Source organism: Janthinobacterium sp. SUN026, assembly GCF_030397625.1.
Classification (GTDB): Bacteria; Pseudomonadota; Gammaproteobacteria; order Burkholderiales; family Burkholderiaceae_D; genus Janthinobacterium; species Janthinobacterium kumbetense.
Genome location: NZ_JAPQNU010000002.1, coordinates 356,842 through 368,468, shown reverse-complemented (window position 1 = coordinate 368,468; position 11,627 = coordinate 356,842). Strand labels below are relative to the sequence as shown.

General features: G+C 64.5%; 10 protein-coding genes. 5 read left to right on the top strand and 5 right to left on the bottom strand.

Features of this window, described 5'->3' with window-relative positions; translation table 11 throughout:
• Positions 1-12 precede the first annotated feature (12 nt).
• From fdx to lpxO, 4 genes are all read right to left on the bottom strand, one after another.
• Positions 13-345: an ISC system 2Fe-2S type ferredoxin gene (gene fdx, locus OX459_RS11425; protein WP_289905099.1), complete on the bottom strand. Its 333-nt coding sequence runs from the start codon at positions 343-345 to the stop codon at positions 13-15.
• Positions 346-434: 89 nt separating this feature from the next.
• Positions 435-1,067: a carbonic anhydrase gene (locus OX459_RS11420; protein ID WP_099664103.1), complete on the bottom strand. Its 633-nt coding sequence runs from the start codon at positions 1,065-1,067 to the stop codon at positions 435-437.
• 43 nt (positions 1,068-1,110) lie between these two features.
• Positions 1,111-1,524 (bottom strand): DUF6331 family protein, encoded by a 414-nt coding sequence (locus tag OX459_RS11415; RefSeq protein ID WP_289905098.1) that lies wholly within the window; start codon positions 1,522-1,524, stop codon positions 1,111-1,113.
• Between the two features lie 84 nt (positions 1,525-1,608).
• Positions 1,609-2,508, bottom strand: coding sequence for a lipid A hydroxylase LpxO (gene lpxO / locus OX459_RS11410; protein WP_099664101.1), 900 nt, complete (start codon positions 2,506-2,508; stop codon positions 1,609-1,611).
• 143 nt (positions 2,509-2,651) lie between these two features.
• Here lpxO and OX459_RS11405 point away from each other — a divergent pair, with 143 nt between their 5' ends.
• The 3 genes from OX459_RS11405 (at position 2,652) to OX459_RS11395 (ending at position 5,577) form a co-directional block, all read left to right on the top strand.
• Positions 2,652-3,086 carry a hotdog fold thioesterase gene (locus tag OX459_RS11405; RefSeq protein ID WP_289905097.1) on the top strand — a complete coding sequence of 145 codons (435 nt, stop codon included), beginning with the start codon at positions 2,652-2,654 and terminating at the stop codon, positions 3,084-3,086.
• 266 nt (positions 3,087-3,352) lie between these two features.
• Positions 3,353-4,933 (top strand): methyl-accepting chemotaxis protein, encoded by a 1,581-nt coding sequence (locus OX459_RS11400; protein WP_251348872.1) that lies wholly within the window; start codon positions 3,353-3,355, stop codon positions 4,931-4,933.
• 107 nt (positions 4,934-5,040) lie between these two features.
• Complete coding sequence (locus tag OX459_RS11395) at positions 5,041-5,577, top strand: CPBP family glutamic-type intramembrane protease (RefSeq protein WP_099664098.1); 537 nt, start codon at positions 5,041-5,043, stop codon at positions 5,575-5,577.
• Between the two features lie 111 nt (positions 5,578-5,688).
• On the opposite strand, the gene OX459_RS11390 is transcribed toward OX459_RS11395, so the two are convergent.
• Positions 5,689-7,182, bottom strand: coding sequence for an MFS transporter (locus OX459_RS11390; protein WP_289905096.1), 1,494 nt, complete (start codon positions 7,180-7,182; stop codon positions 5,689-5,691).
• A 108-nt stretch (positions 7,183-7,290) separates the two neighbouring features.
• Here OX459_RS11390 and OX459_RS11385 point away from each other — a divergent pair, with 108 nt between their 5' ends.
• Both OX459_RS11385 and OX459_RS11380 read left to right on the top strand, forming a co-directional pair.
• The gene (locus tag OX459_RS11385) at positions 7,291-8,211 is read left to right on the top strand and encodes a LysR family transcriptional regulator (protein ID WP_289905095.1); all 921 of its coding nucleotides are present in this window, start codon (positions 7,291-7,293) and stop codon (positions 8,209-8,211) included.
• A 291-nt stretch (positions 8,212-8,502) separates the two neighbouring features.
• On the top strand, positions 8,503-11,541 hold the full coding sequence (locus OX459_RS11380; protein WP_289905094.1) for a calcium-binding protein: 3,039 nt from the start codon (positions 8,503-8,505) through the stop codon (positions 11,539-11,541).
• The last annotated feature ends 86 nt before the right edge of the window (positions 11,542-11,627 follow it).

Here is an 11,627-nt window from a genome sequence, read left to right as displayed (position 1 = left end):
GCGCGCCGGGGACTATTCCTTGGCGTGGTTGAGCGTGTACCTGGGCAGTTCGAGCGTCAGGTCTTCCTGCGCCATGCGCGCCTGGCAAGACAGGCGCGAGTGTGGCTGCAAGCCCCAGGCCTGGTCGAGCATGTCTTCTTCATTGTCGCCAAGTTCGTTGAGCGAGTCGAAACCCTGCACCACGACCACGTGGCAGGTGGAACAGGCGCCCACCTGGCCGCAGGCGTGTTCCATGTCGATCTTGTTGAGCAGCAAGGCGTCGCAAATGCTCATGTTTTGCGGCGCGTCAAACACGGCGCCTTCGGGGGCCAGCTCGGGATGGGGTAATACGGTGATGGTTGGCATACGATAATCTCCTTGAGTACCGCTACCTTGCACCTTCCCGTCTGGACAAGGTCAAGCGCAATGTTGCGCCTGACGGGGATGGCTTGCGCCTACAGCTTCGAGGCCGGATGTTCCGCGAGCGGGACAAACTGGCCGGTAGACTCGTCGAGCGCATCAAGCGAGCCATTTTCGATGTCATACACCCAGCCATGCAGGGTCAGGCGCTTTTGCGTGATGCCCAGCGCCACCGAGGGGTGGGTGCGGATGTTGTTGAGTTGCGCCACCACATTGGCCCGCACCATGCCATCGATGCGGTCCTGTTCCGTCGCATGCTCGATCGATTCATTGATCATGCGCGCCGCGTCAGAGTGCCGCAGCCAGTTCTTGACCGCCGGCATGTGATCGAGGCAGGTGCAGGTGGCGATGGCTTTCATCGCGCCGCAATCGGAATGGCCGCAAATGACGATGTCCGTCACATTCAGGGCCGCCACGGCAAATTCGACGGACGCGCTCACGCCGCCCGGTTCCGGGCCAAACGAGGGCACGATATTGCCCGCGTTGCGGATCACGAACAGTTCGCCAGGTTCGCGCTGCGTCACCAGTTCCGGCACCATCCGGCTGTCGGAGCAGGAAATGAACAAGGCCTTGGGCGTCTGTCCCGTGGCCAATGTCTTGAACAGCTCTCGGCGTTCAGGAAAGACTTCCTTCTGGAAACGTAGAAATCCGGCAATGATGTCGCGCATAAATAAAAGAAGAGAGTGGTGTGAACCCGTATTATCGCCGATGTCAGCGCGGCTGGCTTGCCGGCCGGCCCGTTTCAGGGGCCGCCGTGCAGCGCCCGACATGCTCGAGCAATTGCAGGAACACGCGTTTGTCGGCCATGTGGTTCAGCGTGTTGCTCGTGAAGACGTCGCTGGCGGCCGCTGCCACGGCGTTGCGGGCTTGCGCGCAGGCGGCGTGCAGTTGCGCGCGGTCAAGGTCTACCAGCGCCGCAGCGATACCTTCGGGCGTGAAATCGAAGGCATCCATGCCGCAACAACCGGCCACGCAATAGGTTTCCAGGCGGCAGATCAGCGGCCACAGGCCGTCCAGCAGGGCATCGATGTCGATGGCCTGGTCATAGCGGCCGTCAAGGCTGATGAACTCGATCCATGCATCGTCGCCGATCTGGATATCGTACTGGCGGTCGCGTTCGGTCATTTGCAGATTCTCCTGGTGAGTGGCATCGCATTATAAAAAAAAACCGCCCGAAGGCGGTTTTTGTCAAAGTGGCGATGCCGGCATCTAGATAAAGTAGATCAGCGCGATCACGCCCACGACGAGGGCCACGCGGGTGACCTGGTACGCCGTCTTGTTCCACGCCTTGAAGCGGCGGCGGTACTGGCCCATGGTCCAGGAAATCTGGAACAGCTTGCTCACGCCGCCCACCTGGTCGCCCAGCTCGTTCGGCGAGGCGGCGGCCGTCATCAGGGTGCGGCCCAGCCAGCGGTTCAGCGCTTGCGCCCAGCGGTAGCGCATCGGGCGCTCGATGTCGCAGAACAGGATGATGCGGTCGCTGTCCGCGTCGTTGCGGGCCCAGTGGATATACGTTTCATCGAACATCACGGCCTGGCCGTCGCGCCAGCTGTGGCGTTCGCCATCGACATCGATGAAGCAGCGGTCGTCGTTCGGCGTCTGCAAGCCCAGGTGGTAGCGCAGGGAGCCGGCGAACGGGTCGCGGTGCGGGTTGAGCTTGCCGCCTTGCGGCAGTTCCGCGAACATGGCCGCCTTGATCGATGGAATCGATTGCAGCAGCGCATAGGTTTGCGGGCACATCTGCTGCGCCGACGGATGGTTCGCGTCATACCATTTCAGGTAGAAACGCTTCCAGCCATACTTGAAGAAGGAATTGAAGCCCACGTCATTGTTCTTTTCGGCCGCCTTGATCTTTTTCATTTCCTGCATGCGCAGCGCTTCATCGCGGATGATCTGCCAGTTCTGCTGCAGCGGCGCCAGTTCCGGGAATTGCTCGACGGCTAAATAGGGCGTGGCCGGCACCTTGGAAAAGGTGTGCATGAACAGGTTCAGCGGCGCCATGAACGAGGAGTGATCGAAGATCTGGCGGCGGAACGGCAGGCGCACCTTGCCACGAAAATGAATATGTAAAACAGAAAACACAAAAATGCCCAGCAAGGCCCACTTCATACACAACCTCGTTTTTAAAGAATGGGGCAATTATAACCAGTTAATGCCGGCGCCACCCCGTGCCACGGTGAAGGAAAGATGAAGCGGCGCACGGCAGCGCTCTGTCCTACAATGGCTGTTCTCTCCACTGATATGAGGTAACGATGGAAATCTGGCACGCACCGCTCGACCTGGCCACCCTCAACGCCGCCAGCGAAGGCACGGCCATGCGCCACCTGGGCATCGAATTTAGCGCCTTCGGCCCCGACTGGATCGAAGCGACCATGCCCGTCGACCACCGCACCATGCAGCCTTTTAAACTGCTGCATGGCGGCGCTTCCGTGCTGCTGGCCGAAACCCTGGGCAGCATGGCCGCGAATGCCTGCCTCGATTCCAGCCGGCAAGTGAGCGTGGGCCAGGAAATCAATGCCAACCACGTGCGCGGCGTACGCGGCGGCCAGGTGACGGGGCGCGCCACGCCGATCCACCGGGGCCGCACCAGCCAGGTCTGGGAAATCCGCATCACCGACGACGATGGCAAGCTGTGCTGCATCTCGCGCATCACCATGGCCGTCATCGATACGCCAGGCCAGCGTTAATTGTCTTTTTTGATATGCGTCAAGGCATTAAAAGTGAGCGCGTGGAATCATCCATAACGCTGTTCGCTTATAATTCATTGTGCTGTTGTATGGCGCAGGGTATGTCCCGCGCGCCTGCATTGCCCGAAATTAGAAGCTGACTGCCCAAAAAACGCCAGTTAGAGACCCATCCTGCGCCATGCAGGAAAGGCAACACGACGGCGAGCAGATCGCTGGTTTTTAAATAACCAGCAACAATCAACTTTATTTACAGGGCAATAACAACAATGATGTCATTCAATCGTTTGACGATAGGCGCGCGCCTGAGCGCAGGCTTCGGGCTGCTGGTGGTATTCATGCTGGTGCTGGCGGCTTTCGCGCTGCTGCGCATCGGCGCCATCTCCGGCGCCATGGACGCGCAAGACAAAGTCCAGCTGGAAAAACTCGAACCCCTGTACGTGGCGCGCGAAGCGCTCGACCAGACGGGCCTGGCCGCCCGCAACGCGTATATCTTCCATGACCAGGCCGCCGCCGAAAAAGAGCTGGCCATCCTCGACAGCCAGAAGGCGCTGTACCTGGAAGCGCTGGCGCGCCTGGCGCCGCGGTTCGCCGGCGATCCGCAATTCGAAAAAGTCAGCGCGGGCTTGAACACCATGGCGCAGCAATTGCAGCGTCCGCGCCAGTTCCGCGCCACGGGGCAGATGGAACAGTACGGCACCTTCCTCGTCGAGGAGTGCAGCCCCCTGCGGCGCCAGATCGTCGCCGACATCGATACCGTGCTGAAAAACGTGCAGCGCGAATCGGAGCAGGCCAGCGTGGCCGCGCGCGCCATCTACGGCCAGTCGCTGCGCTGGATCGGCGTGCTGGCCGCCCTCAGCGTGCTCATTTGCATCTTTGTTGCCACCGTCATCACGCGGGGATTGCTGCGCCAGCTGGGCGGCGAACCGGGGTATGCGGCCTCGATCGCGGGGCGCATCGCGCTCGGCGAACTGGCCATCGACGTGCACACGCGCCACGGCGACGACAGCAGCCTGCTGTTTGCGATCAAGACCATGCGCGACAACCTGGCCGCCATCGTCGGCAAGGTGCGCCACGGAACGGAAAGCATCGCCACGGCTTCGACCGAGATCGCCTCGGGCAACCGCGACCTGTCGCAGCGCACGGAGCAGCAGGCCGGCTCGCTGGAAGAGGTCGCCTCATCGATGGAAGAACTGATTTCCACCGTGCGCCAGAATGCGGACAATGCGCAGCAGGCCAACCACCTGGCGCGCGAAGCGTCGAAGGTGTCGGAGCAGGGCGGCAAGGCGGTGGCCGAAGTGGTGCACACCATGAGCCTGATCAATGCCTCGTCGAACAAGATCGTCGACATCATCGGCGTGATCGACAGCATCGCCTTCCAGACGAATATCCTGGCCTTGAACGCGGCCGTGGAAGCGGCGCGCGCGGGCGAGCAGGGGCGCGGCTTTGCCGTCGTCGCCACGGAAGTGCGCAACCTGGCGCAGAGGTCAAGCGCCGCCGCGCGCGAAATCAAGCTGCTGATCGACGATTCCGTCAGCAAGGTGGGCACGGGAACCTTGCTCGTCGAGCAGGCCGGCGTCACCATGCATGACGTGGTGGCCGGCATCGGCCGGGTGACGGGCATCATGGCCGAGATCAGCCACGCGACGCAGGAGCAGGGTGCCGGCATCGAGCAAGTCAACCGCGCCATCGTCGACATGGACCGCGTGACCCAGCAAAACGCGGCTCTGGTCGAGCAGGCGGCGGCCGCCGCGCATGAATTGCAGCAGCAGGCGGCGCAGCTGGAACAGGAAGTGGGCATCTTCAAACTGGCCAAGCCGGCCAACGGTCCGCTGCGCCTGGCGGCCTGACGCCGATAGCGCGGCAGCGCGGCGCGCCATGCGCCGCGCTCCACAGCCATGCGCGAACAGTCCTATTCCGCGCTACAATGAGCGCTGGATCACCGCCAGGACTACTCATGCAAGTGCGCAGCAGCCATGATCTCTCCAGCCCGGACGACGACGGCCCGGCGCCACCCGTGCTGCAGCTGGCCCTTGCCGGCCTCGGCTGGGGGTTACTCACCTGCATGCTGTGCTTTGCCATCCTGTTCCTCACCAAATGGCTGTTGCCGCCCGAATACTGGGGCGCGCACACGGGCTTGTCCAAGTTCAAGCGCGAAATGTCGCTGCCGCTGCTGGTGTTCTGGGTCGTCATCTATTCCCCCATCCTGGAAACCTTCCTCGGCCAGCTGCTGCCGCTGGAAATCCTCCGGCGCCTGGGCGCCAGCCGCCAGCTGAGCATTTTTATCGGCGCCATCCTGTGGGCCATCGTGCATTTCATCAGCGGTGGCTTGCTGCACGCCATCGTCGCGCTGGGGTCGGGCGCTATGTTCAGCTTTGTCTACCTGCGCTACCGCGGCCCGAGTGTGGCCGTGGCCTACGCCACAACGACATTCTCGCGCGCCTGCAATAACATCGCCATCCTCGTCGCCGTGTTTTACGGCCTGGACGCCTAGGACGCCTGCCCAAACCTGCTGCGCGTCGGTATAGATGGCCTGCGATGCTCACCGTACCTGAGTACGGTTGCGCTTCTCGACCACCTCTACCTTCCGCTCGCGAAGGTTTTGTCAAGCGTCGTGAAGTTCTCTTTTCTTGAGTAAATACGGCACCAGCGCCGCCAGCGCCGCGGCCAGCACGGCCAGGCTATTGAGCAAATGGCGGAAAGCGGCGTCATAGCTGGCGCGCAGCAGCGCTTCCTGGCCGCCCAGCAGTTGTGTTGCCTGTTGGATATCACCGAGCGCGGCGCGGCTGGCGGCGGCCAGCACGGGCAGGCCGGCGGGCAGCTGGTGCTGCAGCGCGGCGCCGATCAGGCTGGCCAGCACGGCGCCCGCCAGGGCCAGCGCCACGCCATCGGCGCTGATGCGCACGGTATTGAAGATGCCCGTCGCCATGCCGGCCCGCGGCGTGTCCACCACGTTCAGGGCCATGCCATCCATCAAGCCCCACGGCAAGCCGATGCCGGCGCCCACCAGCAGCAGCGGTCCCGCCAGCGCGGCGGTGCCGCCGTTGCCCAGCACTTGCGCCAGCCAGGCCAGTCCGGTGGCCGCCAGCAGCAATCCCGCCGCGCACACGGTGCCGGCCTTGAACCAGCGCAATAGCAGCGCCGCCAGCATGGGCACGACCAGCAGGGGCGCGGCCAGGGCGATCATCAGGCGGCCCGCCGCCAGCGGCGACACGCCGTCGATGCCGATGAAGCGCCCCGGCAGCATGACGATCAGCACGATGAACAAAAAGGCGGGCGAGGCGGCCAGCACTTGCACGGCGACAAAGCGGCGCTGGCGGAACAGGGTCAAGTCCAGCATGGGCCGCGCCGTCCTGCGTTCGACCGCGACAAACACGCAAAACAGCAGCGCGGACGAGGCGATGGGCAGTTGCACGGCCCCGTTGCGCCAGCCATGTTCGGGCGCCAGCAGCATGCCCAGGGTCAACAGGGACAGCGCGCCGCTGAAGCTGAGGGCGCCGGGCCAGTCCAGCCGGCCCTGGGCACGGGGCGCATCGGCCGGCACGCTGGCCAGCACCAGCAGCGCACCGATGGCGCCCAGCGCGGCCGTGGCGTAAAAGATGGCGGGCCAGCGGGCCAGTTCCAGCATGGCGCCGGCCGCCAGCGGGCCGAAGGCCAGGCCCAGGCCGAACGTCGTGCCCAGCACGCTCATCACCCGGCTGCGCGCTGCGCCGTGGAACAGGGGCGCCAGCGACGACATGGCGGCGGCGAACGCGGCCGCGCCGCCCAGGCCCTGCACGAAGCGCAGCGCGGCGACCAGCGCGACGGACGGGGCCATGGCGATGGCCAGGGTGGACGCGCAAAACAGGGCCAGGCCCGCCAGCCAGACGCGGCGCCGGCCCAGCACGTCCGTCAGGCTGCCGGCCACCATCATGGCGCTGCCATAGCTGAGGATGTATGCATTGATGACCCAGTTCAGGGCGGCGGCGCTGCCGCGCAATTCGGCGCCGATGGCGGGCAGCGCCACGGCAGGGCCCGTGAAGCACAAAGGAATCAGCAAGCCTGTCAGGCAGGCGGCCAGCACTTGCAGGGCAAGTGTCAAACGTGGGGAAGAGGGCATGGATGTCGGTTCGGAGAGAAGGAGCGGCAAGTATGGCGCACCCGTCATTGAAGAAAAATGGGCTAAACTGATCAACATATCGGACACATTTGTCTTTAATGGGGGCGCATGGATAGTCTCGGCGGCATCGCCATGTTCGTACAGGTGGCCGACAGCGGCAGTTTCTCGGCCACGGGCCGGCTGCTGGGCCTGTCTTCGTCGGCCGTGGGCAAGAGCGTGGCGCGCATGGAAGCGCGGCTGGGCGCGCGCCTGTTCCAGCGCAGCACGCGGCACCTGGCGCTGACGGCGGAAGGGGAAAAATTCCTGCAGCGCTGCAAGCGCATCCTGGCCGAGGTGGACGCGGCCGAGCGGGAATTGAGCGAGGCCAGCAGCGGCCCCAGCGGCCGCCTGCGCATCAGCCTGCCACGCTACAGCGGCTTGTTCGAGCCGGCCATCGGCGCTTTCATGCAAGCCTATCCCGCCATCGAACTCGATCTCGATTTTTCCGACGCCATGGTCAACCTCGTCAGCGACGGCTTTGACGCGGCCGTGCGCACGGGCGAGCTGGCCGATTCAAGCTTGATGCGGCGCAAGCTATGCACGTTCCGCCGCTTGCTGGTGGCGTCGCCCGCCTACCTGGCGCGCCATGGCTGGCCCGCCGATGGCGCCGCGCTGCTGCGGCACACCCGCCTGGACTACCGTTTTCCCGCCACGGGCCGCCTGGAGCCGTGGCCGCTGATGGATGCGCTGGCCCAGCCGGCGTCCGGCATGGTCTGCAACAGCGTGGAAATGCGCGTCTTCCTGGCCTTGCAGGGGCAGGGCATCGCCTACCTGCCCGCGTTCGCCGTGCAGCGCGAGTTGGCGGCGGGGCAGCTGGTTTCGCTGCTGGACGCGCATACGCAGGCGCGCACGGCATTCTGGCTGCTGTGGCCGGCCAGCAGCCATCTGCCGCCGCGCTTGCGCGTGTTCATCGATTTCCTGGTGGCGCAGCTGCAGGATCAGACGTTCGGCGCCGGGCCGTCAAGCGAGAGCTCTGTCCCTGCCGCCTGAAACCATACGCCATCGCAGCGGGCGCGCCCGCGCGCTTCCTTCCCCGCCTCCCTTCCACCATGCAGTGTGACATTTGCATGACAAATAACAGTGCTACACCCGCTTGAACGTCAATACGGCGTGCATGCGAGGCGGCGTTCAATCGCGCGCCGTCCCTGCGCCGAAAGTGCCGGACCGTTGAAGGTGCACGCTGAACTGCAAGTGGAGGCGGCCGGAACTTTTGCCTTGCATGTCAGCTTGCGCCGACATATTCACTCTTGGTTTTGACGTTTAATGACAGGAAACTGCAACATGACTGAAAAATTTGCATCGCAAACTTCCACCGCTGCCGACGGCATGTCCGCCATCGAGGCATACCTGAACAGTGTCGCGGCCGCCCCGCAGCGCTTCATCGGCACGGCGAACGCGGATGTGCTGACCGGCACCACGGGCGCGGACGTGCTCGAAGGCCTGGCCGGCGACGACACGTATTACGTCAACGACAGCGGCGACGTGATCGTCGAACTGGCCAACGGCGGCAACGACAGCGTGTACACCAGCGTCAATTACACGGTGGCCGAGAACGTGGAGAAAGTCTACCTGACCGCCGCCGGGCTGACCGTCACGGGCAGCGCCAATACCAATAATATCTTTTACGTCGACACGGCCGGCGGCAACAGGATCGATGGCGGCGGCACGGGCAACTCGGTTGTGTATATCGGTTCCCGCACGGGCGTGACGGCAACGCTGCTGGGCGCGAATGACCCTCTGACGGCGCCAGCGGGCAGCGACGTGCTGCTCAACTTCGCCAACCTCATCGGCAGCAAATTCGATGATGTGCTGATCGGCAATGAACTTAAAAACAGTCTCCTGGGCGGTATTGGCAACGATACCTTGCGCGGTGGCCAGGGCGATGATCACCTGATTGGCTTGGGCGGTGACGACACCTATATTTTTGCCCGTGGCGATGGTGCAGATTTCATCACCGAAATGGCCGAAGCGGGGGCGCACAACGTCGTTTCCTTCCTGGCCGGCGTCAGCGCCGACCAGCTGTGGTTCCGCAAGGTCGGTTCGAACCTGGAAGTGAGCACCATCGGCACCGGCGACAAGATCACCATCGGCGGCTGGTACAGCGAGGGCATCGTGCCCCGCATCCAGGAATTCCGCACGGCCGACGGCCGCGTGCTGCTGGGCAGCGACGTGCAAAACCTGGTGCAGGCGATGGCGGGACTGACGCCGCCGCCGCTGGGCCAGCTGACTTTGCATGTCTACGAAGCCACCGTCCTGGCGCCCGTGCTGGCGCAGAACTGGCGCACCGAGGGACCAAGCCAGCCCGCCAATGGCGTTTTTACCGGCACGGCGAATCCCGACATCATCAAGGGCACGACGGGCGCCGACGTGATGGCGGGCCTGGGCGGCGACGACATTTATTACGTCAACCATGGCAACGACGTGGTAACTGAACAGCCTGGTGGCGGCCGCGACACTGTCTACACGACCGTCAACTACACCATGGCTGCCAACATCGAAGAACTGCACCTGGCCGCAGCGGGCCTGGGTGTGACAGGCAACGGCAGCGGTAACGTCTTTCACGTCGACGTAGCCGGCGGCAACTTGTTGTATGGCATCGGCAGCAATAATTCCGCCACCTATGCCGGTTCCAGGGCGGGCGCCACGGCGACCATCGCTCCCGCCGGCGGCAGTACCGCATTCCTGCCAGGCAGCGATGTGCTGGTCAATATTTCCAGCGTGACAGGCAGCGCCTATGACGATGTGCTGATCGGCAACGAACTGGCCAACAGCCTGTCCGGCGGCCTCGGCAACGACACCTTGCAAGGCGGCCAGGGTGCCGACACGCTGGCCGGCGGCCTGGGCGACGATACCTACGTCTTTGCCCGCGGCGACGGCGCCGACGTCATCACCGAGCTTTCCGCCGACGCCGGCTACGACGCCATCGCCTTCCTGCCCGGCGTCAACATCGACCAGCTGTGGTTCCGCCAGGTGGGCGCGGACCTGGAAGTGAGCACCATCGGCACGACGGACAAGATCACCATCCGCGCCTGGAACGCGGCCGCGCCGAACATCGAGGAATTCCGCACGGCCGCCGGCCACGTCCTGCGCGGCGCCGACGTGCAATCGCTGGTGCAGGCGATGGCGTACCTGGCGCCGCCTGCGCTGGGCCAGCTGACCTTGCCTGCCATTACGGCCGCCGCCCTGGCGCCCGCGCTGGCCCAGGCCTGGCACTTCAACGGCCCCACGCAGCCGACGGGGCAAACCTTCACGGGTACGGCAAATGCCGACGTCATGTATGGCACGGCCGGCGCCGACCTGCTGCAGGGCCTGGGCGGCGACGACACGTATTACGTCAACCACGGTGGCGACTTCATCGACGAACGGGACAACGGCGGCAACGATACCGTGTTTACCACGGTCAACTACACGGTGGCCGACAACGTCGAGAATGTGCGCCTCGGGGGCTCTGGCCTGACCGTGACGGGCAGCTCCTTCACCAACAACATCTTTTTCGTCACTACCCCCGGCGGCAATGTGCTCGACGGCGGTGGTGCGGGCAACGCGCTCAATTACGTCAACGCAAGCGCCGGCGCGACGGTTGCCTTCGCAGCCGTAGGCACGGCACTGGCGGCGCGTCCGGGCGTGGATGTGGTGGCCAATTTCAACGCGGTCGTCGGCAGCAAGTTCGATGATGTGCTGATCGGCAATGAACTGAAGAACACCCTGCTGGGCGCCCTGGGCAACGATATCTTGCAGGGCGGCAAGGGCGACGACGTCCTGGCCGGTGTGCAGGGCAACGATACCTATATCTTCGCCCGCGGCGACGGCGCTGACATGATCAACGAGGCCAACGAGGCGGGCAGCCGCGACGTGGTGTCCTTCCTGGCCGGCGTCAGCGCCGAGCAGCTGTGGTTCCGCCAGGTGGGCACGAACCTGGAAGTGAGCACCATCGGCACCACGGACAAGATCAGCATCACTGGCTGGTATGCGGCGACGGGGGCGAGCATCGAGGAATTCCGCATGGCCGATGGCCGCGTCTTGCTGGGCAGCGACGTGCAAAAACTCGTGCAGGCGATGGCGGGCCTGACGCCGCCGCCGGCTGGTCAGCTTACCTTGCCTGCCGGCACGGCCGCCACCCTGGCGCCCGTATTGGCGCAGAACTGGCGCGCTGCGCAACAAACCCAGGCCGTCAGCTCGGGCGGCTTTGCCGGCTGGCAAGCGGATGCGTCGCAACTGGTGCAAGCGATGGCCGGCTTTGCCGTGCCGGCGGCCGCATCGGCGCCGTGGTCGGCCCATGGCGGCCCGGCGGCGCAGATCCAGCTGGCGGCGGCCCACTAACGGCTAGCTAGCCGTATCGCCACTTACGCAGCCAGGCCGGCTTTGCACGCGCCGGCCTGGCTGCGCCATTGAATTTCTGACATGAT

Excerpts from the sequence above, each read along its gene's own strand:
- fdx (WP_289905099.1), bottom strand. The coding sequence starts at position 345 with ATGCCAACCATCACCGTATTACCCCATCCCGAGCTGGCCCCCGAAGGC.
- OX459_RS11420 (WP_099664103.1), bottom strand. The coding sequence starts at position 1,067 with ATGCGCGACATCATTGCCGGATTTCTACGTTTCCAGAAGGAAGTCTTT.
- OX459_RS11415 (WP_289905098.1), bottom strand. The coding sequence starts at position 1,524 with ATGACCGAACGCGACCGCCAGTACGATATCCAGATCGGCGACGATGCA.
- lpxO (WP_099664101.1), bottom strand. The coding sequence starts at position 2,508 with ATGAAGTGGGCCTTGCTGGGCATTTTTGTGTTTTCTGTTTTACATATT.
- OX459_RS11405 (WP_289905097.1), top strand. The coding sequence starts at position 2,652 with ATGGAAATCTGGCACGCACCGCTCGACCTGGCCACCCTCAACGCCGCC.
- OX459_RS11400 (WP_251348872.1), top strand. The coding sequence starts at position 3,353 with ATGATGTCATTCAATCGTTTGACGATAGGCGCGCGCCTGAGCGCAGGC.
- OX459_RS11395 (WP_099664098.1), top strand. The coding sequence starts at position 5,041 with ATGCAAGTGCGCAGCAGCCATGATCTCTCCAGCCCGGACGACGACGGC.
- OX459_RS11390 (WP_289905096.1), bottom strand. The coding sequence starts at position 7,182 with ATGCCCTCTTCCCCACGTTTGACACTTGCCCTGCAAGTGCTGGCCGCC.
- OX459_RS11385 (WP_289905095.1), top strand. The coding sequence starts at position 7,291 with ATGGATAGTCTCGGCGGCATCGCCATGTTCGTACAGGTGGCCGACAGC.
- OX459_RS11380 (WP_289905094.1), top strand. The coding sequence starts at position 8,503 with ATGACTGAAAAATTTGCATCGCAAACTTCCACCGCTGCCGACGGCATG.